This window comes from Amycolatopsis sp. NPDC051716 (assembly GCF_040681595.1).
In the GTDB taxonomy this organism is placed as follows: domain Bacteria; phylum Actinomycetota; class Actinomycetes; order Mycobacteriales; family Pseudonocardiaceae; genus Amycolatopsis.
Genome location: NZ_JBFAZA010000025.1, coordinates 91952 through 116428 on the forward strand (window position 1 = coordinate 91952; position 24477 = coordinate 116428).

At 70.7% G+C, this 24477-nt stretch carries 24 protein-coding genes; 15 read left to right on the forward strand and 9 right to left on the reverse strand.

From position 1 onward, the window contains the following. Positions 1 to 67 precede the first annotated feature (67 nt). From AB0M30_RS30285 to AB0M30_RS30300, 4 genes are all read left to right on the forward strand, one after another. The gene (locus AB0M30_RS30285; RefSeq protein WP_364590448.1) at positions 68 to 5083 is read left to right on the forward strand and encodes an NAD-glutamate dehydrogenase; all 5016 of its coding nucleotides are present in this window, start codon (positions 68 to 70) and stop codon (positions 5081 to 5083) included. After that, complete coding sequence (locus AB0M30_RS30290; protein ID WP_364590451.1) at positions 5080 to 5499, forward strand: acyl-CoA thioesterase; 420 nt, start codon at positions 5080 to 5082, stop codon at positions 5497 to 5499. Before AB0M30_RS30285 ends, AB0M30_RS30290 begins: the two co-directional genes overlap by 4 nt. Continuing rightward, on the forward strand, positions 5492 to 6127 hold the full coding sequence (locus AB0M30_RS30295) for a hypothetical protein (RefSeq protein ID WP_364590454.1): 636 nt from the start codon (positions 5492 to 5494) through the stop codon (positions 6125 to 6127). The genes AB0M30_RS30290 and AB0M30_RS30295 overlap by 8 nt, the downstream gene beginning before the upstream one ends. Before the next feature lie 63 nt (positions 6128 to 6190). Next, positions 6191 to 6445 (forward strand): hypothetical protein, encoded by a 255-nt coding sequence (locus AB0M30_RS30300; RefSeq protein ID WP_364590457.1) that lies wholly within the window; start codon positions 6191 to 6193, stop codon positions 6443 to 6445. Here the strand turns inward: AB0M30_RS30300 and AB0M30_RS30305 are convergent. From AB0M30_RS30305 to AB0M30_RS30315, 3 genes are all read right to left on the reverse strand, one after another. Further along, a complete protein-coding gene (locus AB0M30_RS30305; RefSeq protein ID WP_364590460.1) occupies positions 6442 to 7992 on the reverse strand; it encodes a glycoside hydrolase family 13 protein in 1551 nt (516 codons plus the stop codon). The genes AB0M30_RS30300 and AB0M30_RS30305 overlap by 4 nt on opposite strands. Next, positions 7989 to 8390, reverse strand: a complete 402-nt coding sequence (locus tag AB0M30_RS30310; protein ID WP_364590615.1) for a globin — start codon at positions 8388 to 8390, stop codon at positions 7989 to 7991. The genes AB0M30_RS30305 and AB0M30_RS30310 overlap by 4 nt, the downstream gene beginning before the upstream one ends. 91 nt (positions 8391 to 8481) lie before the next feature. Beyond that, positions 8482 to 9432 (reverse strand): mechanosensitive ion channel domain-containing protein, encoded by a 951-nt coding sequence (locus AB0M30_RS30315; protein WP_364590463.1) that lies wholly within the window; start codon positions 9430 to 9432, stop codon positions 8482 to 8484. A gap of 394 nt (positions 9433 to 9826) precedes the next feature. Here AB0M30_RS30315 and AB0M30_RS30320 point away from each other — a divergent pair, with 394 nt between their 5' ends. Further along, complete coding sequence (locus AB0M30_RS30320) at positions 9827 to 10324, forward strand: HNH endonuclease (RefSeq protein WP_013228590.1); 498 nt, start codon at positions 9827 to 9829, stop codon at positions 10322 to 10324. 129 nt (positions 10325 to 10453) lie between these two features. Here the strand turns inward: AB0M30_RS30320 and AB0M30_RS30325 are convergent, their stop codons facing one another. Continuing rightward, a complete protein-coding gene (locus tag AB0M30_RS30325; protein ID WP_364590466.1) occupies positions 10454 to 10825 on the reverse strand; it encodes a hypothetical protein in 372 nt (123 codons plus the stop codon). A 278-nt stretch (positions 10826 to 11103) separates the two neighbouring features. On the opposite strand from AB0M30_RS30325, the gene AB0M30_RS30330 reads away from it, so the two are divergent. Next, positions 11104 to 11352 carry a hypothetical protein gene (locus tag AB0M30_RS30330; RefSeq protein WP_364590469.1) on the forward strand — a complete coding sequence of 83 codons (249 nt, stop codon included), beginning with the start codon at positions 11104 to 11106 and terminating at the stop codon, positions 11350 to 11352. Next, positions 11339 to 11827 (forward strand): DUF5130 family protein, encoded by a 489-nt coding sequence (locus tag AB0M30_RS30335; RefSeq protein WP_360183686.1) that lies wholly within the window; start codon positions 11339 to 11341, stop codon positions 11825 to 11827. The genes AB0M30_RS30330 and AB0M30_RS30335 overlap by 14 nt, the downstream gene beginning before the upstream one ends. Positions 11828 to 11995: 168 nt before the next feature. Here AB0M30_RS30335 and pepN read toward each other — a convergent pair whose 3' ends face one another. Beyond that, positions 11996 to 14563, reverse strand: a complete 2568-nt coding sequence (pepN, locus tag AB0M30_RS30340; RefSeq protein ID WP_364590618.1) for an aminopeptidase N — start codon at positions 14561 to 14563, stop codon at positions 11996 to 11998. Positions 14564 to 14716: 153 nt separating this feature from the next. On the opposite strand from pepN, the gene AB0M30_RS30345 reads away from it, so the two are divergent. After that, entirely contained in the window at positions 14717 to 15337 is a 621-nt protein-coding gene (locus AB0M30_RS30345; protein WP_103343343.1) for a DsbA family protein, read from the forward strand. On the opposite strand, the gene AB0M30_RS30350 is transcribed toward AB0M30_RS30345, so the two are convergent. Continuing rightward, positions 15334 to 16143, reverse strand: a complete 810-nt coding sequence (locus tag AB0M30_RS30350) for an MBL fold metallo-hydrolase (RefSeq protein WP_364590473.1) — start codon at positions 16141 to 16143, stop codon at positions 15334 to 15336. The two genes, AB0M30_RS30345 and AB0M30_RS30350, sit on opposite strands and share 4 nt — an antisense overlap. Beyond that, entirely contained in the window at positions 16140 to 16856 is a 717-nt protein-coding gene (locus AB0M30_RS30355; RefSeq protein ID WP_364590621.1) for a 2-phosphosulfolactate phosphatase, read from the reverse strand. The genes AB0M30_RS30350 and AB0M30_RS30355 overlap by 4 nt, the downstream gene beginning before the upstream one ends. Positions 16857 to 16907: 51 nt before the next feature. On the opposite strand from AB0M30_RS30355, the gene AB0M30_RS30360 reads away from it, so the two are divergent. Both AB0M30_RS30360 and AB0M30_RS30365 read left to right on the forward strand, forming a co-directional pair. Continuing rightward, a complete protein-coding gene (locus AB0M30_RS30360; protein ID WP_364590476.1) occupies positions 16908 to 17381 on the forward strand; it encodes a ribose-5-phosphate isomerase in 474 nt (157 codons plus the stop codon). After that, positions 17381 to 18190 (forward strand): DNA-formamidopyrimidine glycosylase family protein, encoded by an 810-nt coding sequence (locus AB0M30_RS30365; protein ID WP_364590479.1) that lies wholly within the window; start codon positions 17381 to 17383, stop codon positions 18188 to 18190. Before AB0M30_RS30360 ends, AB0M30_RS30365 begins: the two co-directional genes overlap by 1 nt. 54 nt (positions 18191 to 18244) lie before the next feature. Here AB0M30_RS30365 and AB0M30_RS30370 read toward each other — a convergent pair whose 3' ends face one another. Further along, the gene (locus AB0M30_RS30370; RefSeq protein ID WP_364590482.1) at positions 18245 to 19063 is read right to left on the reverse strand and encodes a hypothetical protein; all 819 of its coding nucleotides are present in this window, start codon (positions 19061 to 19063) and stop codon (positions 18245 to 18247) included. 145 nt (positions 19064 to 19208) lie between these two features. Between AB0M30_RS30370 and AB0M30_RS30375 the strand changes: the two genes are divergently transcribed. From AB0M30_RS30375 to AB0M30_RS30385, 3 genes are all read left to right on the forward strand, one after another. Then, positions 19209 to 20084 carry a TIGR03619 family F420-dependent LLM class oxidoreductase gene (locus AB0M30_RS30375; RefSeq protein ID WP_364590485.1) on the forward strand — a complete coding sequence of 292 codons (876 nt, stop codon included), beginning with the start codon at positions 19209 to 19211 and terminating at the stop codon, positions 20082 to 20084. 5 nt (positions 20085 to 20089) lie between these two features. Beyond that, positions 20090 to 20536 (forward strand): nuclear transport factor 2 family protein, encoded by a 447-nt coding sequence (locus tag AB0M30_RS30380; protein WP_364590488.1) that lies wholly within the window; start codon positions 20090 to 20092, stop codon positions 20534 to 20536. A 118-nt stretch (positions 20537 to 20654) separates the two neighbouring features. Then, on the forward strand, positions 20655 to 22226 hold the full coding sequence (locus AB0M30_RS30385) for a carbohydrate-binding protein (protein WP_364590490.1): 1572 nt from the start codon (positions 20655 to 20657) through the stop codon (positions 22224 to 22226). Here the strand turns inward: AB0M30_RS30385 and AB0M30_RS30390 are convergent. Beyond that, positions 22223 to 22606 (reverse strand): helix-turn-helix domain-containing protein, encoded by a 384-nt coding sequence (locus AB0M30_RS30390; RefSeq protein WP_364590493.1) that lies wholly within the window; start codon positions 22604 to 22606, stop codon positions 22223 to 22225. The genes AB0M30_RS30385 and AB0M30_RS30390 overlap by 4 nt on opposite strands. Before the next feature lie 66 nt (positions 22607 to 22672). Here AB0M30_RS30390 and AB0M30_RS30395 point away from each other — a divergent pair, with 66 nt between their 5' ends. Then, a complete protein-coding gene (locus AB0M30_RS30395) occupies positions 22673 to 23470 on the forward strand; it encodes an NAD(P)H-binding protein (protein ID WP_364590495.1) in 798 nt (265 codons plus the stop codon). Continuing rightward, the gene (locus tag AB0M30_RS30400; RefSeq protein WP_364590497.1) at positions 23467 to 24234 is read left to right on the forward strand and encodes an alpha/beta fold hydrolase; all 768 of its coding nucleotides are present in this window, start codon (positions 23467 to 23469) and stop codon (positions 24232 to 24234) included. The genes AB0M30_RS30395 and AB0M30_RS30400 overlap by 4 nt, the downstream gene beginning before the upstream one ends. Positions 24235 to 24477 lie beyond the last annotated feature (243 nt).

The window sequence follows — 24477 nt, forward strand, 5'->3', positions numbered from 1 at the left end:
GTGGGGTGGCCGGCTCAACGCGGAACCGGCGCGGTGCCACCTCACGCAAACTGGAGAGTTGCCTCAAATGAGCTCGACCGGAGTCTCGTCCCTTCCCGGAACCGGAGCCGACGCCGAACCCGAATTCGGCGCTTCGCGCTCCCCGGCCAGCCCGGAGCAGATCAGGGACGACCTGATCGACGCCGCGGCCGGGCTGGCGCCGGAGATCGGTGAGCTCATCCGGCTCTACTACCGGCACATCCCGCCCGAAGAGATCGTCGGCGACGAGCCGGTCAACCTGGTCGGCGCCGTCCGTTCGCACCTGCAGCTGGCCAAGCACCGGATGCCCGGCCGCCCGGCCGTGCGGCTGCTGAACCCGACCGTCGCCGAAGACGGGTGGGCTCGCGAAGCCACCGTGGTGCAGGTCGTCACCGATGACATGCCCTACCTGGTCGACTCGATCGCCGCCGAGTTCGCCCGGGACGGCGTCCAGGTGCAGCGGATCGTTCACCCGATCGTGGTGGTCACCCGTGACCTCACCGGTGAGCTGCAGGAGGTTCACCCCGAAGCGGACCCGGCCGAGCCGCCCGCGAACTCGGCCGCCGAGTCGTGGATGTACATCGAGATCGACTTCGTCACCGATCGCAACCGGGCCCGCGAGCTCGACAACCGGCTCTCCAGCGTGCTGGGTGACGTCCGCGAGGTCGTCGAGGACGCCGAGAAGATGGCCCAGACCGCGTGCCAGCTGGCGAGCGAACTGGAGACGGCCCCGCCCCAGCTGCCCCGGGACGAGGTCGCCGAGGGCGCCCGCCTGCTGCGCTGGCTGGCCGACGGCCACTTCACCTTCCTCGGCTACCGCCGCTACGAACTGATCGACAACCCGCACCCCGACACCGAAGAGCACACGGCACCCGCCCTGCGCGCGGTGCTGGCCTCCGGCCTCGGCGTGCTGCGCCAGGACAGCCTCGCCGCCCGCGGCCTCACCGCCGGCCCGGACACCGCCGCCACCGCGCTCGCGCCCACGCTGCTCGTGCTGACCCAGGCCAGCGCGCCCTCGACCGTGCACCGGCCGGTCTACCCGTACTACGTCGGCGTGAAGACCTTCGACGCCGAAGGCACCGTCACCGGCGAGCACCGCTTCCTCGGCATGTTCACCACCACCGCGCTGCACGAGAACGTCCTCGACATCCCCGTCGTGTGCAAGCGGGTCCGCGAGGTCATCCACCGCGCGGGCTTCCCGATCGAGTCGTTCTCCGGCCAGCGGATGCTGGAGATCCTGCAGAACTGGCCGCGCGCCGACCTGTTCTCCGCCGACACCGACTCGCTGTACTCGACGACGACCGGCGCGATCACGCTCTCGGACCGCCGCCGGCTGCGGCTGTTCCTGCGCCGCGACCCGTACGGCCGCTTCTACTCCTGCCTCGTCTACCTCCCGCGCGACCGCTACACGACCCGCTCGCGGCTGGCGATGCAGGAAGTCCTGCTCGAAGAGCTCGAAGGCACCCAGCTCGAGTACAGCGCGCGGATCGGCGAGACGGTCCTGGCGCAGGTCCACTTCGTCGTGCACACCGACCCGGCCCGCCGCCTCGAGCCGGACACGCTCAACATCCAGGACCGGCTGAACGACGCCGTCCGCACCTGGGACGACCGGATGGTCGAGGCGGTCCTCGACGAACGCCGTGAGCGCGCCGACGGCGGCGTCGCGGTGGGGATCGTCGGCGAGGAATCGGCCACCGAGCAGGGCCAGCGCTTCGCGAGCGTCTTCCCCGAGGGCTACAAGGAGGACTTCACCGCCGAAGAGGCGCTGGCCGACCTCCGCTCGCTCGACTCGCTCACCGACGAAGGCGACCTCGCGCTGTCGTTCTACCAGCCCGCCGACGCCGGGCCGGGTGAGCGGCGCTTCAAGCTCTACCTGCGTGGCGAGGGCGTCACGCTCTCGAAGGTGCTCCCGGTGCTGCAGGCCATGGGCGTCGAGGTGGTCGACGAACGGCCGTACGAGCTGCACCGCGAGGACGGCGGCGCGTGCTGGATCTACGACTTCGGCCTGCGCGTCGACCAGAAGATGCTCGACGAGTCCGACGAGCACGCCGTCGAAGAGCTGCGCGGCCGCTTCCAGGACGCCTTCGAGGCCGCCTGGCGGGGCGACGCCGAGGTCGACGGCCTCAACGGCCTCGTCCTGCGTGCCGGCCTCACCTGGCGCCAGGTCGCCGTGCTGCGCGCCTACTCGCGGTACCTGCGCCAGGCCGGCAGCGCGTTTTCCCAGGACTACATCCAGAACACGCTGCTGAACCACACGCCGGTCGCGACCAAGCTGCTGCGGCTGTTCGAGGCCCGGTTCGCGCCCGAACTGTCCGACGCCGATCGCGAGGCCGCCACCGACGCGCTGGCGAGCGAGCTGAACGCGATGATCGACGAGGTCACCAGCCTCGACGAGGACCGGATCCTGCGGCGCCTGATGGCCGTCATCCGGGCCACGCTGCGGACGAACTACCACGTCACCGGCACCGACGGGACTCCCCGCGAATACCTGTCGATCAAGCTCGACCCGGCCGGCGTGCCCGACCTGCCCGAGCCGCGGCCGAAGTTCGAGATCTTCGTGTACTCCCCGCGCGTCGAGGGCGTGCACCTGCGCTTCGGCCCGGTCGCGCGCGGTGGCCTGCGCTGGTCGGACCGGCGCGAAGACTTCCGCACCGAGATCCTCGGCCTGGTCAAGGCGCAGGCGGTGAAGAACGCGGTGATCGTGCCGGTGGGCGCGAAGGGCGGCTTCGTCGTCAAGCGCCCGCCGGCCCCGAGCGGGGACGCGAGCATCGACCGCGACGCCCAGCTCACCGAGGGCATCGCCTGCTACCGCATGTTCATCTCCGGCCTGCTCGACCTGACCGACAACCGCATCGAGGGCAAGACCGTGCCCGCCCCGGGGGTCGTCCGGCACGACGCCGACGACTCCTACCTGGTCGTCGCGGCCGACAAGGGCACCGCGAAGTTCTCCGACATCGCGAACGAGATGTCCGCGCAGTACGGCTTCTGGCTGGGCGACGCGTTCGCCTCCGGCGGCTCGGTCGGCTACGACCACAAGGCCATGGGCATCACGGCGAAGGGCGCTTGGGAGAGCGTCAAGCGGCACTTCCGCGAGCTGGGCAAGGACACCCAGACCGAGGACTTCACCGTGGTCGGCATCGGCGACATGATGGGTGACGTCTTCGGCAACGGCATGCTGCTCTCCGAGCACATCCGCCTGGTGGCGGCGTTCAACCACATGCACGTCTTCCTCGACCCGAATCCCGATGCCGCGACGTCGTTCGCCGAGCGGCGCCGGCTGTTCGACCTGCCGCGCAGCTCGTGGGACGACTACGACCGCTCGCTGATCAGCGAAGGCGGCGGGATCTACCCGCGCACGGCGAAGTCGATCCCGATCAGCCCGCAGGTCCGCACGGCGCTGGGCCTCGAGGAGGGCGTCACCGCGCTGGCGCCGATGGACCTCATCCAGGCGATCCTGCTGGCCCCGGTCGAGCTGCTGTGGAACGGCGGCATCGGCACCTACGTCAAGGCGGAGAGCGAATCCCACCAGGCAGCCGGTGACAAGGCCAACGACGCCATCCGCGTCGACGGCCACCAGCTGCGCGTCCAGGTCTTCGGCGAAGGCGGCAACCTCGGCCTCACGCAGCTGGGCCGGATCGAGTTCGCCCGCCGCGGCGGGCCGGGCGGCGAAGGCGGCAAGATCAACACCGACGCGCTCGACAACTCGGCCGGCGTCGACTGCTCCGACCACGAGGTCAACATCAAGATCCTGCTCGACCACCTCGTCCAGACCGGCAAGCTCGAGCGCGAACAGCGCAACGAGCTGCTCGAGGAGATGACCGACGAGGTCGGCGCGCTGGTCCTCGAGGACAACTACCGGCAGAACGCCGTCCTCGGCGTCAGCCGGGCGCACGCCGCGCCGATGCTGTCGGTGCACGCGCGCCAGGTGCAGGCGCTGGTGTCCGCGGGCGCCTTCGACCGCAAGCTCGAAGCGCTGCCGAGCAATTCGGAGTTCCGCGAGCTGGAGAAGGCGGGCAAGGGCCTCACCTCGCCGGAGCTGGCGACCCTGCTCGCGCACGTCAAGCTGGAGCTGAAGGACGAGCTGCTGGCCAGCGACCTGCCCGACTCGAAGGTGTTCGCGGCCCGGCTGCCCGAGTACTTCCCGAAGCCGCTGCGCGAGCGGTTCGGCTCCGCGATCGGTGAACACCCGCTGCGCCGGCAGATCATCACCACGCTGATCGCCAACGAAGTGGTCGACGGCGGCGGCATCTCGTTCGTCTACCGGCTGATGGAGGAGATGAACGCGACGGCGACGGACGCGGTGCGCGCGTACGCCGTGGTGACGCAGGTGTTCGACCTGCCCGCGCTGTGGCAGGAGATCGACGCGCTCGACAACGTCGTGCACACCGACGTCGCCGACGCGATGGTGCTGGAGACGCGGCGGCTGCTCGACCGGGCCGCGCGCTGGTTCCTCACCAACCGGCCGCAGCCGCTGGCCCCGCTCTCGGAGATCAAGCGCTTCGGCCGGGTGCTGGGCAAGCTCGTGCCGAAGCTCGGCGACCTGCTGCGCGGCCGCGAGGCCGAGTCGGTGGAGAAGCACGTGAACGAGCTGATCGCCGCGGACGTGCCGGAGGGGCTGGCGCGCCGGGTTTCGCTGCTGCTGCACACCTACGGCCTGCTCGACGTCACCGAGGTGGCCGAGCTCGCCGAGCAGCAGATCGGCGTGGACGCCACGCACAGCCCGGCCGAGACGGCGGAGCTGTACTACGCGCTCTCGGCGCACCTGGACATCGACCAGATGCTCACCGAGATCAGCAAGCTCGAACGCGGCAACCGCTGGCACGCGCTCGCCCGGCTGTCCCTGCGCGACGACGTCTACAGCTCGCTGCGCGCGATCACGCTGGACGCGTTGCGGCACAGCGATCCCGGCTCGTCCGGGGACGCCAAGATCGCGCAGTGGGAGAAGACGAACGCGTCCCGGCTGCAGCGGGCGCGCGTCGCGCTCGACGAGATCACCAAGTCCGGCCGGCACGACCTGGCGACGCTTTCGGTGGCGGCCCGCCAGATCCGGAGCACGGTACGGTGACCTACGTTTCGCACGTCCGCCCGCGCTGGACGGACATGGACGTCTACGGCCACATCAACCACGCGAAGCTGGTGACGCTGCTCGAAGAGGCGCGCATCCCGCTGCTGTTCGAAGGGGCCGCCAAGGCCGGGCTCGAACAGCTGCCCAAGGGCATCGTCGTGGTGCGGCTGGAAGTGGCCTACAAGGCGCCGATCGTGGTGTCCGGGCAGCAGCTGCGGATCGAGATCGACCTGACCGAGCTGCGCGCGGCGAGCTTCACCCTGGCCTACCGCGTCCGCACCGGGCCGTCCGCGGACGACCCGGTGGCGGTCACGGCCGAGACGCTGCTGGCGCCGTACGACACCGTCGAGTTGCGGCCGCGTAGGCTCACCCCGGCCGAGTCGGAGTTTCTGAAGCAGGGGTTCGCGGATGCCTGAGTTGTTCGTGCCGGACGCGGCCGACCGGGAGACCCTCGGGGCGTTCGTCGCCCGTGCGGTCCGGCTGGACGGCCAGACGGCCGTCCGGCTGCGGCAGCGCGGCGACGGCGTGGTCGAGGCCTGGACGGCGACGCCGTTCGAGTGCCTGGCCACCCGCGCGGTGGCCGGTGACGTCACCCCCGGCGACGTCACGGTGTCCGGCAACGAGCTGCTCGCGGCGCTGACCGTCGCGGGCGGACCCCGGATGGACCCGGGCCCGGCCCGCGACCTGCTGTGGCACGGCGAGCTGCCCCCGTCGGGCCGCTGGCCGCTGATCGACGAGCTCCCGGCGCGGGTGGTGTCGGAGCTGGCGGACCGCGGCGTGACCCTGGCCAGGGACAACGCCGGCCCGCACGGCACGCCACCGGCGTCGCTGATGGACCAGGCGGTCCTGACCGTGAGCGGCGGTTCGGTCGAGGTCAAGGTGCAGATGCGCTGCCTGTTCGCGATGTCCGGCATGGGTTTCGTGGATTCGGACGTCGAGGGTGACGTCGTCCGCGTGACGGCGACGGACTCGTGGCTGCGCCTGGACGCCCGGTACGGCGCGATCGTCCGGCGCCGGCACGCGCTGCTGCCGCTCCTGTTCTGACTTGTTCTGACGGAGTTCTTACGGCGGCCACCGTTCCTCGCGGGGCGGTGGCACGCTGGAGGCATGACCCCGGACGAAGACCCGACCGCGGACTTCCTGGAGTCGGTGCGCACCGACGGGGAAACGCAGTGGCGGCGCGACCGTCCGGCGGGCGAGCGGGCGCCGGAGCGCGCCGAAAGACCTGAGAGGTGGGGCCGCACGCGTGCGGCGGGCCGGGCGGCTGCCCAGGCGGCGCCCTACCTCCAGGCCGCGGCGCTGGTGGCGTGGCTGGCGAGCGGCGCCTTCGACGACGGTTCCGGTCCGGGCGACCAGGGCTAGACGAGCCAGACGGCCGAGTCCGCGGGCAGTTTCCCGTCCACCAGCGGGCTGCTCGACAGCAGCACCTCACCCGGCGGCAACGCGATGGGCGAGGCCGAAGTGTTCAGCGCGCACACCAGCCCACCGCCGCGCCGCCGGAAGGCGAAACACCCGGCCGGCGCGCCGTACCACTCCAGTTCGTCGCCGCTGAACGCCGGATGCGTCTTCCGCAGCTCGATCGCGGCCCGGTACAGCGAGAGCGTCGAGTCGGCGTCCTCGATCTGCCTCTCGACCGTCAGCCCGGCCCACTCCGACGGCATCGGCAGCCAGGTGCGCGGGTTGCGCGAGAACCCGAACGGCGGCAGATCGCCCTCCCACGGCAGGGGCACCCGCGAGACGTCCCGCCCGAACTCGGCCCCGCTGGTCTTCGCGCGCGGGTCGGCCATTTCCGAAGGGGACAGCTCGACGTTCGCCAGCCCCAGCTCTTCGCCGTTGTACAGGTACACCGTGCCCGGCAACGCCAGCTCCACCAGCGCCATGGCCCGCGCTCGCCGCACGCCCACCGCACCGCCGCCGTAGCGGCTGACCTGCCGCCAGACGTCGTGGTTGCCCAGCGTCCAGGTCGCCGGGGCGCTCGTGCGGGCCGGGACCGTCAGGGAGCGCTCGATGGCCGTGCGCATGGCGTCGGCGTCGAAGTGGGTCAGCACCAGCCGGAAGTTGAACGCCAGGTGCAGCTCGTCGGGCCGCAGGTAGCGCGACAGGCGTTCCTCGTCGGTCACCCAGATCTCGCCGACCGCCATCGCGTCCGGGAACTCGTCGAGCACCTTGCGGATCATCTGGTGGATCTCGTGGACGCCGTCGTGGTCCCAGCGCGGGTCGTAGTAGTGGCTCGGCCCCTGGCCGCCGGCGCGCGGATCCATGTCCGGCAGGCCGGGCGGTTTGGCCATGCCGTGCGCGACGTCGATGCGGAAGCCGTCGACGCCGCGTTCGAGCCAGAACCGCAGGGTGCGTTCGAGGTCGGCGGCGACCTCCGGGTTGGCCCAGTTCAGGTCCGGCTGCTGCGGCGCGAACAGGTGCAGGTACCACTGCCCGTCCGGCACCCGGGTCCAGGCCGGGCCGCCGAACGCGCTGACCCAGTTGTTCGGCGGGTCCTCGCCCTTCGGCCCGACGCCGTCGCGGAAGATGTAGCGGTCACGCTCCGGTCCGCCCGGCGCGGCGGCCATCGCCGACTTGAACCAGGCGTGCTGGTTGCTGGTGTGGTTCGGCACGACGTCGACGGTGACCTTGATGTTGCGCTTGTGCGCCTCGGTCAGCAGCACGTCGAAGTCGCCGAGGGTGCCGAACATCGGGTCGACGTCCCGCGGGTCGGCGATGTCGTAGCCGTGGTCGGCCATGGGGGAGCGGTAGAACGGCGTCAGCCACAGCGCGTCGACGCCCAGCAGCTCCAGGTAACCGAGCCTGGAGTGGATGCCTTCCAGGTCTCCGACGCCGTCACCGTCCGAATCGGCGAACGAGCGTACGTAGACCTGGTAGAAGACGGCGTCGCGCCACCAGGCTTCTGCTCTCATACGAAGCTGTTCATCATGCTGTGCGCGGCCATCTCCAGGTAGGCCCAGAGCTGGCCGCGGTACGGCTCGTCCAGGTTCTCCTCGTCGACGGCGATCCGGATGCAGCGCAGCCAGGCGTCCCGCTCCAGCGGCCCGATCTTGAACGGCGCGTGCCGCATCCGCAGCCGCGGGTGCCCGCGCTGGTCGGAGTAGGTGTGCGGGCCGCCCCAGTACTGCATGAGGAACAGCCGGAACCGCTCCTCGGCGGGACCGAGGTCTTCTTCGGGGTAGAGGGGGCGGAGGATCTCGTCGCGCGCGACCTCCTCGTAGAACCGCCCGACGATCCGGCGGAACGTCGGTTCGCCGCCGACCGCTTCGTAGAGGTTCGCCGGTTCGCTCACTGCAGACACGCCTTCCATTTTGCCCTTGGGGTGCGGGTTCCCGACGGCCGGTCCGCTCAATACCGGTTCGTCGCGAACCCGCTCCCCAGCGTAACGGCGCTCGCGGCCGCTACTTCCCGCCCGCCGGGGCCGCCGGCGGGAACAACCGGCCGAGGGGCGGGTCGAAGCCGGCCTCCTCCAGGGCCGCCAGCAGCTGGCCGCGCAAGGCGCGCTGCACCGCCCACTGCTTGCCCGGCCGCACCTTCACCGTCAGGCGCAGCTGGAGGCCTTCCGGTGTGACGCTTTCCACACCCAGCATCTCCGGCGGCTCGAGGATGTTGTCCTTCAGCGCGTCGCTCTCGGTGGCGGTGGAGGCCGCGGCCGCGAGCACGGCCGCCGCGCGCTCGACGTCGGCGGTGTAGCCGAGGGGGACGTCGACGAGCGCCACCGCGAAGCCCTGGCTCGAGTTGCCGACGCGCAGCACCTCGCCGTTGCGGACGTACCAGACCGTGCCCTTGACGTCACGCAGCGTCGTGATCCGGAGGCCGACGGACTCGACCGTGCCGGACGCCTCGCCGACGTCCACGACGTCGCCGACGCCGTACTGGTCCTCGACCATCATGAAGATCCCGGACAGGAAGTCCTTGACCAGGTTCTGCGCGCCGAACCCGATCGCGACGCCGATGATGCCCGCCGAGGCGATGATCGGGCCCAGGTTGATGCCGAGTTCGCCCAGCACGAGGATGAACGCCAGGCCGTAGACCAGGAACGTCGCCATCGACTTCAGCACCGAGCCGATGGTCATCGCGCGCTGGCGGCGCCGTTCGATGACGGCCGAGCCGAGCACCTCCGGGGCACGCTCGCGCAGCGGGCGCAGCATCGACGGGAGCTTGCCGCCCGTCTTCGGCAGGGTCGTGACGCGGTTGATCAGCCTTCTCAGGATCAGGCGCACCAGGAACGCGATCACGATGATCATCAGGATCTTGACCGGCTTGGTGATCAGCCAGTTCGCCGAGCCCGCCAGCCACAGGTTGTTCGTGACGTCGTACACCGTGTAGCAGAACGTGCTGGGGTCCTTCACGCAAGGCGGGTCGGCGGAGGGAAGCAGGGAGAGCACGGCGGTTCGTTCATCCTTCCGATCGGGTCGGCCGCCCCAACGCCGAGTGGATGTTGGGTCGCGGGGATGTGACACGTCTTGTAACACACGTGCGCTGGGGGCCTGTTCTGTGGTCGACTATGCCTACGCCCCTGGAGGTGGTCGAGTGCCAGACCGACAACCCAGCCCCCGCGGCGTCTCCGGCCAAGCCACGGCCGACGAGACGCCAGAGGTGGTTCTGCGTGCCTATCCGGGGGGTTCCGCATCCGGCGGAGCCGTCCCGGCCGGGCCGGGGACCCGCCCAGGGGGAGTGACCCGCCCGCCCGGACAGCGTAGTAGAGGCCGGGATCCGGCCGCCCCGAGCTGGGGCCGACGCCGGGTGCTCCTGCTCAACGCCACTTTCGAGCCGCTGACCGCGTTGCCGCTGCGGCGCGCGGTCGTGCTCGTGATGTGCGGCAAGGCCGAAGTGGTCCACGGTGACCCCGGCGGGATCGAGCTGCATTCGGCGAAGGTTTCGCTGCCGGTGCCCTCGGTGATCCGCCTCAGCACGTACGTGCGCGTACCGTATCGCGCGCAGGTGCCGCTGACCCGTGCGGGACTCATGCATCGCGACCGGTACCGCTGCGCCTACTGCGGGGGGCGGGCCGAGACGATCGACCACGTCATCCCGCGCAGCCGGGGCGGCCCCCACAGCTGGACCAACTGCGTCGCCTGCTGCGCCAAGTGCAACCACCGCAAAGCGGACCGGCTGCTCTCGGAGATCGGCTGGCGGCTGCGCATCGTCCCGCGGGCGCCCCACGGCCCGCACTGGCGGCTGCTCGCGCACTCCAAGGAGGCCGACCCGCTCTGGCGGCCGTATCTCGGCTCCGCCGCTTAGCTCCTCCAGGCGAGCGGAGCCCGGACGAAACGGGCCCGGACAAGCCGGCGCCCCGGCTGCCTTGCGGCGGCCGGGGCGAGCCGGGTGTTTGCGCGAAGTGCTCAGGTAGCGCGTGGCCCTGGAGGTCTGTCAGGCAGCGAGGGCGAAGTCGCTCTGGCAGGTGACGCGGGTGCCCATGGTGACGCGCGTGCCCCGAGTGACCCGGGTGCCTCGCGTGACGCGGGTGCCGCAGGTGACCCGCGTGCCGGCCGTCACACGCGTGCCCATCGTGACACGAGTGCCGCGCGTGACCCGGGTCCCTCGGGTGACGCGCGTGCCCGCCGTCACCCGGGTGCCCATGGTGACGCGGGTTCCGGCCGTCACCCGTGTACCGCGAGTGACGCGTGTACCCCGGGTAACCCTTGTGCCCGCCGTCACACGCGTTCCGGGCGCGAATTCGATGTCGCTCTGTGACGGGGTGGTCTCGGTGATCGCCTGTGCGGACGTGTGGACGCTGTTCATGGCGGGGCCTCCTGGGACCGGTGCGTTACCTGCTGGGGCTGGAGAGCGGGGCGCAAGGCCCGTACAGGTGAAAAAGCTACGAGGATTTCAAGGTCCGGACAAGACGACAGCGGCGGGTGCGGCCGCCTGTACGTTGAGTTGCAACCTTTCGGCCCGACGGTCTTCGCCCCAACGTTCCAGTGGCCGCGAGCCAAGCGGCGGACGGCACTCGGCTTACGACGAACGGTCGAGTGCGCCGCGCGCGGTGGGCGCGGAGGTCATCCGATACGCTCAGCGCCGTGAACATCGTCGAGACGATCGTGGTCTTCGCCGTGATCCCGCTGGCCATCTACGGCCTCGCCGGGCTGCTGACGCTCCGGCGCAGGTCCGGCGGTGCCGCGCGGCACCGGAGCGGCCAGGCCTGGGAGTACCCGGCCATGTGGTGGAGCGCCAACCCCGACGGGGCGGGACACCGGCACGCCGGTATCGAGAACAGCGCGCCCGAGGGCGCCCCGACCGCGGCAGGAGGCGCTCGTGGCAACTGGTGAGCTGACGAAGCGCGTCGACGAGTCCGAGCTGGGCTACGGAGAGGCCCTGATGGCCACCGGGCGGGTGTCCGCGGCCAAGATGTACGAGCCGGAGGCGCCGTCCGGGCCGTTCAACACCCGCCAGCTGGCCCGCCTCGACGAGGCCCTGACGTTCGCGAGCCGCGAGACCGGCTTGGACTTCAGCCTGTACCTGGGTGAGCTGGGCGAGGACAGCCGCGCGGCGGCGGAGAAGCTGCACGCGACGACGACGGACCCGTCGAACTCGGTGCTGATCGCGGTCTCCCCGGGCGAGCGGAAGATCGAGATCGTCACAGGGAGGGCCGCGTACCTGCGGCTCCCGGACCGCGGTGCCAAGCTGGCCGTGGCGAGCATGGTGGCGTCGTTCAAGGAGGGTGACCTGGTTCGCGGACTGGTCAACGGGCTGGTCAACGCGCTGCGGATGCTTTCGGACCAGGCCGGTCCCGCGCCTCGCTGATCTTCCCAGGTTCTTCGAAAGCGCCCCGTGCCTCGGATCGAGGTGCGGGGCTCTTTCGTGTCCAGGGCCAGCCTCAAGCGCCCCAATGTGGCCTTGGTTGCGTTGAACGCACCCAATGTGGCCTTCGGTGCGTTCGACGCACCGAAGGCCACATTGGGGTGCTTGGGATCAGGCCTGCGCGTCGAAGTCCCGCGCCGCCAGGGCGCGCACGATGCCCGCGCGCCCCTCCGAGACCAGCCGCCGCAGGGCTTGCGGGTGCTCGCCCGCCAGCCACTCGTCCGAGGCCGTCACCGTCTCCGGGGCGACCGCCCAGGACGGGTACAGCCCGATTGCGATCGGCTGGGCTCGCTCGCTCGAGCGCCGCTGCCAGACCTCGTCGATCACCTCGAAATAGCGCGGTACATACGACCCCAGCAGGGCCTTCTGGCCCGGGTGGGAGAAGCCCGAGATCAACGAGTCGCTGACCGCGTTCGGCAGCTCGTCGTCGTACACCGCCCGCTGCCACGCGTCGGTCTTGGCCTCCGTTGTCGGGCGCAATGCGCGGGCGCGCTCCGCCTGGCGGCGGCCCGTGGCCGTGTTGTCGCGGGCCAGCTCCGCGTCGATCTCCGGCGCGGCCGCCTTTCCGTGAGCCACCAGCGCGTGCAGCAGGCGCCAGCGCAGGTCCGTGTCCACCGTGAGACCCGGCAGCGGGGCCGACTCGTCGAGCCAGCCCGCCAGCACGTCCAGCGTGGCGGCGTCCAGCACCGACCCGGCCAGCGAGTTGACGAACGCCAGCTGGTGGTCCGAACCGGGCTCGGCGGCCCGGACCAGCTCCAGCAGCCGCGCGGTGAAGGCCGGCCAGCCCGTCGAGGCCGCCCACTCCTGCTCCGCGTACGAGTTCAGCGCCGTCTGGGCCTGCAGCAGCAGCCGCTGGACCACGCCGACCTCGGTCTCCGTGTGGATGCCGCGCTGCACCAACGTGACGAAGTCGCGGGCCTTCAGCTCGGCTTCGCGGGTCATCTCCCACGCCGCCGACCAGCACAGCGTGCGCGGCAGCGGCTCGGTGATGTCGGCGACGCGGTCGATCAGCGTGGTCAGCGACGCCGGGTCGAGGCGCATCGTGCAGTACGTCAGGTCGTCGTCGTTGACCAGGACCAGCTTGCCCGCGGGCAGGCCGACCAGGTCCGGCACCTCGGTGCGCTCGCCGTCGACGTCCAGCTCCACCCGCTGCGTCCGGACGATCTTGCCCGAGCCGTCCTCGTCGTAGATGCCGACGGCGACGCGGTGCGTGCGCAGCTCACCGGCGCCCGGCTTCGCGCCCGACTGCACGACGGCGAACGACGTGAACTTGCCGTCCGCGCCGACCTCGTAGCGGGGGCTCAGCGAGTTCAGCCCGGTCGTCTCCAGCCACTGCGCGCTCCACCACGACAGGTCGCGCCCGGACGCCTCTTCCAGCGCCCCCAGCAGGTCGGCCAGCGTGGCGTTGCCCCAGGCGTGCTTGCCGAAGTACACCTTCAGGCCGTCGAGGAAGTGGTCCAGGCCGACGTAGGCGACGAGCTGCTTGAGCACGCTCGCGCCCTTGGCGTAGGTGATGCCGTCGAAGTTGACCTCGACCGCGTGCAGGTCGACGATGTCGGCCGCGATCGGGTGCGTCGAAGGCAGCTGGTCCTGGCGGTAGGCCCACGACTTCTCGATGTTCGCGAAGCTGGTCCAGGCGTTCTTGTACTCGGTCGCCTCGGCCTGGGCCAGGACGCTCGCGAAGGTCGCGAACGACTCGTTCAGCCACAGGTCGTCCCACCAGCGCATGGTGACCAGGTCGCCGAACCACATGTGCGCCATCTCGTGCAGCAGCGTCTCGGCGCGCCGCTCGTAGGCGTAGCGGGTGACGCGGCTGCGGAAGACGTAGTCCTCCAGGAACGTCACCGCGCCGGCGTTCTCCATCGCGCCCGCGTTGAACTCCGGTACGAACAGCTGGTCGTACTTGGAGAACGGGTACGGCGTGCCGAACTTCTCGTGGTAGAAGCCGAAACCCTGCTTGGTCTCGGTGAACAGCCGGTCGGCGTCCATGTGCTCGGCCAGCGACGCGCGGCAGTAGATGCCGAGCGGGATGGTCTTGTGGTCGTCGGTGTACTCGTCACGCCATTCGGCGTACGGGCCGGCGACCAGCGCGACGAGGTAGGTGGAGATCCGCTCGGACTCCTTGAACACCGTGCGGACGGCGCCTTCCGGCGTCTCCTCGGCGGACTCCACGATGGCGTTGGAGACGACCTTCCAGTCCTTCGGCGCGATCACCGTGAGCCGGTAGACCGACTTCAGGTCCGGCTGGTCGAAGCAGGCGAACATGCGCTTGGCGTCCGCCGTCTCGAACTGCGTGTACAGGTAGACGCCGTCGTCGACCGGGTCGACGAACCGGTGCAGGCCTTCGCCGGTGTTCATGTACCGGCAGTCGGCGGTCACCGTGAGCTCGTTGGACGCGGCCAGCCCGGCCAGCGCGATGCCCTTGTCCTCGACATACGCGCTGACGTCGACGTCCGCGCCGTTCAGGGTGGCCGAGTGCACGCGGTCGGCGACGATGTCGACCCACGTCGATTCGCCGGCCCGGTCGCTCGAGAACCGGACGGTCGTCGTCGACGCGAAGGTCTTCTCCCCGGGTCCGCCGTGGCCGTCGGTCAGATCGAGCTCGATGTCGTAACCGGTGACGTCGAGCAGATCCGCGCGCAGCTTGGCTTGGTCGCGGGTCAGGTTGGGGGCGGGCACAGGCACCTCTGGTCGTTGGTATCGGTTTTCAACTCCCCGCATCCAATCATGGGGACGGGGTGGCGGGCGATAAGGGAACAACCCCGCGTTTCCCGGTGTTGGCCCGTCGTGTGGGGGTCCGCCCACACCGAGACGTGACTCAGGAGTACCCAGATGACCGCTGCCGAGCAGCCCACGAAGGTCGATTTCTACTTCGACCCGATCTGCCCGTTCGCGTGGATCACCTCCCGCTGGATCCTGGAGGTGGAGAAGCACCGCAACCTGGACCTCCGCTTCCGGATCATGAGCCTGTCGGTGCTCAACGAGGGCCGGGACGAGCTGCCCGAGCAGTACAAGGAACTGCTGGCCAAGGGCTGGGGCCCGGTGCGCGTGGCCGTGGCGTTGTCGCAGCTCAAGGGCGAGGAGCTGCTGCGCGAGTACTACACCGAGTTCGGCACCCGCTTCCACAACCAGGGCAACAAGGACCAGGAAGCGGTCATCAAGGAGGCACTGGCCGCCATCGGCGCGCCCGCCGAGCTGGCCGACGCGGCGCACTCGGCCGAGTACGACGAGGCGCTGAAGAAGAGCCACCACGAGGGCATGGACCCGGTCGGCATGGACGTCGGCACCCCGACGATCCACATCGACGGCGTGGCGTTCTTCGGCCCGGTGCTGACCTCGATCCCGCGCGGCGAAGACGCGCTGAAGGTGTTCGACGGCGCGGTGGCGCTGTCGAGCTACCCGGACTTCTACGAGCTCAAGCGCACCCGGTCGGGCGAACTGAACTTCGACTAGGGAGTCGCCAGCGCGGCCAGGGTGACGTCGCCGGGGTAGCGGGACGCGGCCACGGCGGCCACCTCGGTCGTCTCGCCGCGGCCCACGCCCGCCTTGAGCGTGATCAGCTCGTGCAGGCCGTCGCGGTGGTAGCGCACGAACTCCGCGTCCACCGGGTCGCCGTGGCCGGGGACGACGACGCGGGGTTCGAGCGCGAGGATGGCGTCGAACGCGTCCGGCCAGGCGGTCAGGTCGGTTTCGGAGCTGAACGAGTACTCGCTGAACCCCGCTTCGGCGTGCTCGACGACGTCGCCGGCGAAGACGACCGCCGCGTCCGGGACGTGAACCACCACGTCGTGGTCGGTGTGCGCGCGGCCGGGGTGCAGCAGGACCGCCGTGCGGCCGCCGAGGTCCAGCTCGACGCTTCCGGTGAACGGGTGGTCCGGCGCGGTGATGGTGGTGCGGGAAATCGCGTCGGCGATCTCCGGCTTGCCCTCTTCGCGGTAGTGGGCCACCCATTTCGCGCGAGTGGCCTCGAGGTCCGCGCTCAGCTCGGCGGCGCAGCGCTCGTGCCCCCAGACCTCGCAAGGCAGGAACGCCTCGGTGCCCCAGGCGTGGTCGAAGTGCGCGTGCGTGTAGACCACGGCCCACGGCAGCGGCGTGATTTCCCGGACCGCGGCGGCCAGCTCGGCGCCCTGGTCGAGGTCACCGCGGGTGTCGACGACCAGGCAGCGCTCGGCGCCGACGACCAGGCCGACGGTCAGGTCCAGCTCCTCGTAGCGGCGTGCGTGGACGCCGTCGGCGACCTCGATCCAGCGGCCGGTCATGCCAGTACTCCTCCGGTCAGGACGGGAGCGGTGTCGCTCACGTCGGTCTGGGCGGCCAGCGCGACGTCGCCGCCGTGGCCGGCTTCGATGAGCTCGCGCCCCGACACGCAGCTTGCCAGGGCCGTGACGTCGAGGGACCGCGCGGCGAGCGCGGCTTCAGCGGACAGCGAACGGCCGTGGCCGGCCAGTGCGGCGGCGATCGCCCCGGCGCCCAGCTGGTCTTCGACGCACGGCCGCAGCGGGCCGAACGTTTCGCTGTGGCCGAAAACGTTCACGCCCCAGCGTTCCCCGGCCGCGATCAGCCCGATCGGGCCGCCCAGCCCGGCGGCCTTGGCGGCGACGGCGGCGGCGTTGCGCAAGCAACCCGCGAGCACGTGCGCGCCGGTCGCCGCGGCGGCGTCGCACAGGGTCGCGCCGTTGGGCGAGGGGAGCGCCAGCAGCGTTCCCGGAGGGATTTCCGTCACAGAAGACGGCCGCAGGGTGAAGCCGCTCTCGCCCGCGATCATCGCCCCGGCCGCCCGGGCCCGGGCGATCCCGCGTTCGTCGCGCCACCGGACCGGCAGCACCCGGCCGCCCCGGCCGACCACCAGGTCCGTGGTGGTGCTGAAGGAGAGAACGTCGACGACCACCAGCACCGCGCATTCCCTGCCCAGTGCGGCGACCCCTTCGGCACCCCAGTCGAGCCGGACGTCGCTGCCGGTCTGCTCCCAGATCCCCACCCCCGGAGCATGCCCGAAACCGGGCGTGGTGGCAGACTCCTGGCCGTGCGTGTCTACTTGGGATCCGACCATGCCGGCTTCGAGCTGAAGAACCACCTGGTGGCTCACCTGGAGAAACAGGGCCACGAGGTCACCGACATCGGTCCGCACGTCTACGACGCGGACGACGACTACCCGGCGTTCTGCATCGAGACGGCGCTGCGCGTGGTGGCCGACGAGGGCAGCCGCGGCATCGTGGTCGGCGGCTCGGGCAACGGCGAGCAGATCGCCGCCAACAAGGTCCCCGGCGCCCGCGCCGGCCTGGCCTGGAGCGTCGAGACAGCGAAGTTGTGCCGCGAGCACAACCACGCCCAGCTGATCGGCGTCGGCGCCCGGATGCACACCGCCGAGCAGGCCGTCGAGATCGTCGAGGCGTTCCTGGCGACGGAGGTCTCCCCGGAGGAGCGGCACGCCCGCCGCGTGCAGCAGCTGCTCGACTACGAGCGCACCGGGACCCCGCCGGCGTTGCCGGAGGCCTGATGCCCGAGGGGCACACGCTCCACCGGCTCGCGCGGCTGCACAAGCGCCGGTTCGCCGGCGCGCCGGTCGCGGTGAGCAGCCCGCAGGGCCGGTTCGCCGCCGAAGCGTCCCGTTTGGACGGTCGGGTGTTCGCCGGCGCCGAGGCGTACGGCAAGCACCTCTTCCACGACTACGGCCCGCACGGGATCGTGCACATCCACCTGGGCCTCTACGGCACCTTCGGCGAGTCGCCGCTGCCCGCGCCCGAGCCGGTGGGCCAGGTCCGGCTGCGGCTGGCCGGCCGGACACATTGGACGGACCTGCGCGGGCCCACCCGCTGCGAGCTGCTGGACGTCGCACAGGCGGACGCGATCAAGGCCCGGCTCGGTCCCGACCCGCTGCGCCGCGACGCGAAACCGGAGCTGGCCTGGGCGCGCGTTTCGCGGTCCAAGACGTCGATCGCGGCGCTGCTGATGGACCAGGCCGTCCTCGCCGGTGTCGGCAACGTCTACCGCGCGGAGGTGCTGTTCCGCCACGGGGTGGCACCGCTGACGCCGGGCCGTTCCCTCGATCGGGCCCTCTGGGACGACCTGTGGGCCGACCTGGTGACCCTGATGCGCGACGGCGTCCGCGTCGGCCGCATCGACACGGTCCGGCCGGAGCACCTGCCGGAGGCGATGGGGCGGGCGGCGCGCGTGGACCGCCACGGCGGCGAGGTCTACGTCTACCGCCGGGCCGGCGAGCCGTGCCTGGTGTGCGGAACTCCGGTGGCGCACTCGGAACTGGTGGGCCGCAACCTCTACTGGTGCCCCCGCTGCCAGCCGGCCTGAAAACGCCGTGAGCGGCCCGTCCGGTCGGACGAACCGCTCACGAGTGTCAGGGCGTCAGAAGTCGAAGCCGCCCCCGTCGAAGCCTCCGCCGTCGAACCCGCCTCCGTCGAAGCCGCCGCCGCCCCAGTCGCCGCCGCCGTCTCCGCCGAAGTCGCCTCCGCCGTCGCCACCCATGTCACCGCCGCCGTCTCCGCCCATGTCGCCGGAATCGAGCGCGTCCTGCTGGCCCGCGTCGTAGCCCGACTCCCACGCCGAGGCGCTCGCGATGCCGCCCATGCCGGAGAACATCGCGCTGAACAGGAACATCGACCCGAGACCCCAGGCGCCGGCGACGAGCGCGGGCTTCCACCACGGCTCGCTGTACCAGCCCTGCGGCACCGGACGGCCCGCGACGCGGCCGCCGGGGTAGTAGTACGGCGTGTCCTGGCCGGCGTCCGGTGAGGCGGCGTAGTGCTGGCCCTCGACGTCGACGTCACGGCGCTCGGTGACCTTGCCGGCGCGCTCGCGCTCGGCCTCCTCCGGCAGCTGCGGGCCGGGGTCCATGCCCATCGCGACGCGCGCGGCGCGCACGTAGTAGAGGCCCTCGATGGCGGTCTCCTTGACCAGCCGGGCCTGTTCGATCGTGCGGGCCTGCTCCATCTGCGAGCCGGCCGCGTTGTAGCGCTCGGCGGCGTCGGCCATCGCCTGCTGCGAGGCGGTGTCCGTGCCGTTGATGTTGAGGACCTGGCCGCCGAGCCGCTCGAGCAGGCGCCGGGCGTCGGCCTTGGCGTCGTCGAGCTCCCGCTGCCGGGCCGCGGCGCGCTGCCGCGAGAAATAGAGGCCGCCACCGACGATCAAGACGACGACTACGATCAAGAAGATCGCGGTGCCCATGGACCACTCCCAGAAGTTCGGGGCTCGGTGACCGGTGGTCACCTTTGAACCGGACAACGCGGACGCTACGCGGTGGGTTCCCGGCGCGTGACCGGGCCCACCTCGGGAGCTGGCCGAAGAAACTAGAACACGTTATAGTTCGGGCATGAAGTTCACCCTGTCGATCGCGATGAACCCCCTCGATCAGCTGGGCGAGCTCGCCCGGGCCGCCGAAGAGGCCGGCTTCGCCTCCATCGCCCTGCCCGACTCGCTCTTCTACGCCGAAACGGTGGACACGGACTACCCGTACACCCCCGACGGCAGCCGGTTCTGGACCGCGGAGACCCCCTGGGTGGACCCGCTCGTCGCGACCGCGGCGATGGGCGCGGTGACCAGCCGGATCCACTTCTACACGTCGGTGCTCAAGCTCGGCTCCCGCAACCCGGTGCTGCTGGCCCGCCAGGTCGGCTCGGCGGCGGTGCTCACCGGCGGCCGGTTCGGCCTCGGGCTCGGCGTCGGCTGGCTGCCCCAGGAGTTCGAGTACTGCGGCGTGCCGTTCGAGCGGCGCGGCAAGCGCGTCGACGAGGCCATCGACGTGCTGCGGCTGATCCTCGACGGCGGCATGGTCGAGTACCACGGCGAGTTCTACGACTTCGACAAGATCCAGATGAGCCCGGCGCCGCCGACCCGGGTGCCGTTCTACATCGGCGGCCACACCGAGATCGCGCTGAAGCGCGCCGCGCGGGTCGCCGACGGCTGGTCGTCGGCGATGATGAAGCTCGAGGAGCTGCGCGACACCATCGCCCGGCTCAAGGAGCTGCTCGCCGAGCAGGGTCGCGCCGACGTCCCGTTCGAGTACCAGGCGGTCTGCATCGACGCCTTCGGCCTGGACGGCTACCGCGCGCAGGCCGAAGCGGGCGTCACCGACGTCATCACCATGCCGTGGGTCTTCGACGGCGTCGGGTTCGACGCGCCGGTCGAGCCGAAGCTCGAGGCCATCCGCAAGTTCGGGACCGAGATCATCGCGAAGTTCGAGGAGTGAGTGCCGTGGGCGTGCAGGTCAGCTGGGACACGGCGGCGGAGCAGCCGCCCGCGCGGCGCGCGGCGTTCGCGTCGATGACGGCCGTGACGGCGGGCGACAAGGAGGGCTGGCTGGCCCTGTTCGCCCCGGACGCGGTGGTCGAGGACCCGGTCGGCCCGTCGTTCATCGACGAGGCGGGCAAGGGGCACCACGGCCGCGAGGGCATCGGCGCGTTCTGGGACAAGACGATCGCCAACGTAGAGCGCTTCGAATTCACCATCCGCGACTCCCACGCGGGCGGCGACGAGGTGGCCAACGTCGGCACGATCACGACGTTCCTGCCGGGCGGCTACCGCGTCGACACCGACGGGGTGTTCGTCTACCGCGTCGGCGAGGACGGGTTGCTCAGGTCGGTGCGGGCGTTCTGGGAGCCCGAGCGTGCGATGGCGACCGCGCGCCAGGTGACGGATTAGCGTCCCGGCCAGCGGAAACCCAATTTCATATCTGATACATGATCTCTTGACTCCCGGTTAGGCAGGACTCTTTACTAACTGGTGTAGACCTCTGATGTCTCCACCACCGGGAGTTCGCATGTCCTCACCTCGTCGAATCGCGAGCGCGGCCGCCGCGCTCGCGATCGCGGCCAGCGGCCTCGTCCTGGGTGCGCCCACGGCGGCGGCCCTCGAAAACGGCCTGCTGCGCACGCCGCCGATGGGCTTCAACAACTGGAACTCCACGCAGTGCAAGGCCGACTTCAACGAGGCGATGATCAAAGGCATCGCGGACATCTTCGTCAGCAAGGGCCTGAAGGACGCCGGCTACACCTACGTCAACATCGACGACTGCTGGGCGCTGCCGTCCCGCAACTCGGCGGGGAACCTGGTGCCCGACCCGGCGCGGTTCCCCGGCGGCATCAAGGCACTCGCCGACTACGTGCACGGCAAGGGCCTGAAGTTCGGCATCTACACCAGTGCCGGCACGAAGACCTGCAACAAGGCGGGCTTCCCCGGCGCGCTGAACCACGAGCAGCAGGACGCGAACCTGTTCGCGTCCTGGGGGGTCGACTACCTGAAGTACGACAACTGCAACAACCAGGGCGTCGACGCGCAGCAGCGGTACAAGGCGATGCGGGACGCGCTCGCGAAGTCCGGCCGCGCGATCGCGTACTCCATCTGCGAATGGGGCCAGAACCAGCCGTGGACGTGGGCCGCGCCGGTCGGGAACCTGTGGCGCACCACCGGTGACATCTCCGACAAGTGGTCGAGCATGATCGGCAAGGCGCAGACCAACCGCGGCCTCGCGCAGTACGCCGGCCCCGGCCACTGGAACGACCCCGACATGCTGGAGGTCGGCAACGGCGGGATGACCGCGGCGGAGTACCGCACGCACTTCAGCCTGTGGGCGATGATGGCGGCGCCGCTGCTGATCGGCAGCGACCTGCGCAAGGTGTCGGACGACAACTTCGCGATCCTGAAGAACACCGACGTCATCGCGCTCGACCAGGATGCGCTGGGCAAGCAGGCCACGGTGCTGAGCGCGAACGCGGGCCTCGTCGTGTACAGCAAGGTGCTGGCGAACGGCGACCGCGCGGTGGCGCTGTCCAACGAAACGGCCGCGACGGCGACGATCGGCACGACGGCGGCCGCCACCGGGATCGGCAGCGCGTCCTCGTACACGCTGAAGGACCTGTGGAGCAAGGCGACCCGGACGACGACCGGCACGATCAGCGCGTCGGTGCCCTCGCACGCGACGGTGCTGTACCGCGTCTCGAAGGCTGCCGGCGGCTCGACGCGCTACGAAGCCGAGTCGGCCACGGTTTCGGCGGGCGGCACGATCGACGCGAACCACGCGGGCTTCTCCGGGACCGGCTTCGCGAACGGCGCCAACGCGGTCGGCAGCTACGTCGAGTGGCAGGTGGCGGGACCGGCGTCGGCGCTGACGTTCGGCTACGCGAACGGCACGACGGCGGCGCGCCCGGTGGACGTCTCGGTGGACGGCACGGTGGTGGCCGCGGGCGTCCCGTTCCCGGCGACCGGCGCCTGGACGACGTGGAACATGGTGGTCAAGTCGTTGTCATTGGCGGCGGGCTCGCACACGGTCCGCCTGACCGCGACGACGGCCGACGGCCCGGCGAACCTCGACTACCTGGACGCTTCGCCCTAGCGCGAGGCCGAGGCGTGCCTGGCCGAGCTGCGCTCGTCGTAGCTCTGCCGGGCCGCTTCGACCTTCCCGAGGTTGCCCGACCACTCGGAGAGCGACGCGAACAGCGGGCCGAGGCTGCGGCCGAGTTCGCTGATCTCGTACTCGACCCGCGGTGGCACTTCGGCGTGGTAGGTGCGCACGACGAGGCCGTCGCGCTCCAGTTGCCGCAGCCGCTGGGTGAGCACCTTCGGGGTGATGGTGGTGATGCGCCGCTGCAGTTCGACGAACCGCTGCCGGCCGTACTCGTGCAGCGCCCACAGGATCGGCGTCGTCCACCGGCTGAAGACGATGTCGACCACCGGCGCGATCGGGCAGGCCAGCTCGGGTGTGGTCTCGGTCACTTTCACGCCTCCAGCCAATACTTTCCTCTAGGTACCTACTATACCGCGGAATGTAGCGTCGTTCCCATGATCATGGTTGTGGGAGCGACGGGAAATGTCGGAGAACCGCTGGTGCGGATGCTGTCCGCGGCGGGCGAAGAGGTGACGGCGGTATCGCGCGGAATCGCGGCGGCGCCCCCGGGAGTCGTTGTGCGGCAAGGAGAGCTGGCTTCGATCGACTTCGCCGGCGCGGCGGCGGTGTTCTTGATGACGCCGCCGGCGTTCCGGGGCTCGCTCGAGCCGGTGCTCGAGCGAGCGCGGGCGGCGGGCGTCGAGCGGGTGGTGCTGCTGTCCTCGCAGGGCGTCGGCACGGGCCGCCACCCGGCGCTGTTCGAGGAGGCGGTGCGGTCGTCGAGTCTGAAGTGGACGATCCTGCGCCCGGGTGGGTTCGCGTCGAACGCGTTGCAGTGGGCGGAAAGCGTACGCGCCAAGCGCGAGGTCACGGCCCCCTTCGGCGACGTGGCCCTGCCGGTGGTCGACCCGGAGGACATCGCTGCGGTGGCGGCAGCGGCATTGCTGTCCCCGTCCCACGAGAACAAGACCTACGTACTGACCGGTCCGTCCCCGCTGTCCCCGCAAGACCAGGCGGCGGCGATCGCCGAGGCGGTGGGAGAGCCGGTCCGGTTCGTCCCGCAGACGCGCGAGGAGGCCCGCTCGGCGATGCTGCGCTTCATGCCACCGGAGGTGGCGGACTCGACGCTGGCCATCCTGGGTGAGCCGACACCCGAGGAGCAGCGGGTGAGCCCGGACGTCTCGCGGGTACTGGGCCGCCCACCGCGCCCGTTCGCGGACTGGGCTTCGCGTTTCGCGGGGGCGTTCAAGTGACAACGCTGGCCTACCGCTCGTCCGGAACGGGTGCGCCATTGGTGTTCCTGCACGGCAACCCGGCGTCGTCGCACTTGTGGCGCAAGGTGATGCCTTCGATGCCGGGCCGCAGACTGGCCCCGGACCTGATCGGCATGGGCGAGTCCCCGCGCCCGGACATCGCCTACACATTCGACGACCACGCCCGCTACCTGGACGAGTGGTTCGACGCCCTGGAGCTGGAAGACGTGGTCCTGATCGGCCACGACTGGGGCGGCGCACTGGCGGCGGACTGGGCATCCCGCCACCCCTCCCGCGTCCGGGCCTTGGCGTTCACCGAAGCAGTACTGAAGCCGATGTCATGGGACGAGTTCCCACCCGCGGGCGCCGACCTGTTCCGCGCGTTGAAGACCCCAGGCATCGGCGAGTCGATGATCAACGACTTCCTACCGCCCGAGTACGCATTCCAGGACCACCGCCCAGTCCTGCAATGGACCCGTTCAATGCCCCTGGGCGGCGAGCCGGCGGCGGTGGTATCCCGCATCGAGGCATTCGACAGGTGGCTGGGCTCGTCCCCCGAAATCCCCAAGCTCCTGGTGACGTTCAAGCCGGACTACGACACGATGCTGACACCATCAATGATCGACTGGTGCGCTTCGAACTTCGCTTCCCTGCAGGTAGTCCGACGCCCAGAAAAAGCAGGCCACCACACCCCGGAGGACCAGCCGGAGGCACTGACGCAGACGCTATCAACCTGGCTGAGCGAGGCGCCAGCCGAGCAATAGCCAACCCACCGAAGGCCGCGGCAGACCGCCCAGCAGGGGGCGAAGGCACCGTGGGGGGTCCGGGGGGCTCGGCCCCCCGGGCAACACAACGAAGATAGAGGGGGAGGGGCGAGCGCGTCAGCGCGAGCCCACCCCCGAATCGCGTCGACTTCCTCCGGGGCTACTTGCACCGGGACGGGCTGCTGTACGACCTGCGGGAGACGACTCGACGCCTCGCCGACGCGCAGGCGTCGGACCGCTCGG

Excerpts from the sequence above, each read along its gene's own strand:
- AB0M30_RS30285 (WP_364590448.1), top strand. The coding sequence starts at position 68 with ATGAGCTCGACCGGAGTCTCGTCCCTTCCCGGAACCGGAGCCGACGCC.
- AB0M30_RS30295 (WP_364590454.1), top strand. The coding sequence starts at position 5,492 with ATGCCTGAGTTGTTCGTGCCGGACGCGGCCGACCGGGAGACCCTCGGG.
- AB0M30_RS30300 (WP_364590457.1), top strand. The coding sequence starts at position 6,191 with ATGACCCCGGACGAAGACCCGACCGCGGACTTCCTGGAGTCGGTGCGC.
- AB0M30_RS30305 (WP_364590460.1), bottom strand. The coding sequence starts at position 7,992 with ATGAGAGCAGAAGCCTGGTGGCGCGACGCCGTCTTCTACCAGGTCTAC.
- AB0M30_RS30310 (WP_364590615.1), bottom strand. The coding sequence starts at position 8,390 with ATGGAAGGCGTGTCTGCAGTGAGCGAACCGGCGAACCTCTACGAAGCG.
- AB0M30_RS30325 (WP_364590466.1), bottom strand. The coding sequence starts at position 10,825 with ATGAACAGCGTCCACACGTCCGCACAGGCGATCACCGAGACCACCCCG.
- AB0M30_RS30345 (WP_103343343.1), top strand. The coding sequence starts at position 14,717 with ATGACCGCTGCCGAGCAGCCCACGAAGGTCGATTTCTACTTCGACCCG.
- AB0M30_RS30350 (WP_364590473.1), bottom strand. The coding sequence starts at position 16,143 with ATGACCGGCCGCTGGATCGAGGTCGCCGACGGCGTCCACGCACGCCGC.
- AB0M30_RS30365 (WP_364590479.1), top strand. The coding sequence starts at position 17,381 with ATGCCCGAGGGGCACACGCTCCACCGGCTCGCGCGGCTGCACAAGCGC.
- AB0M30_RS30370 (WP_364590482.1), bottom strand. The coding sequence starts at position 19,063 with ATGGGCACCGCGATCTTCTTGATCGTAGTCGTCGTCTTGATCGTCGGT.
- AB0M30_RS30375 (WP_364590485.1), top strand. The coding sequence starts at position 19,209 with ATGAAGTTCACCCTGTCGATCGCGATGAACCCCCTCGATCAGCTGGGC.
- AB0M30_RS30385 (WP_364590490.1), top strand. The coding sequence starts at position 20,655 with ATGTCCTCACCTCGTCGAATCGCGAGCGCGGCCGCCGCGCTCGCGATC.
- AB0M30_RS30395 (WP_364590495.1), top strand. The coding sequence starts at position 22,673 with ATGATCATGGTTGTGGGAGCGACGGGAAATGTCGGAGAACCGCTGGTG.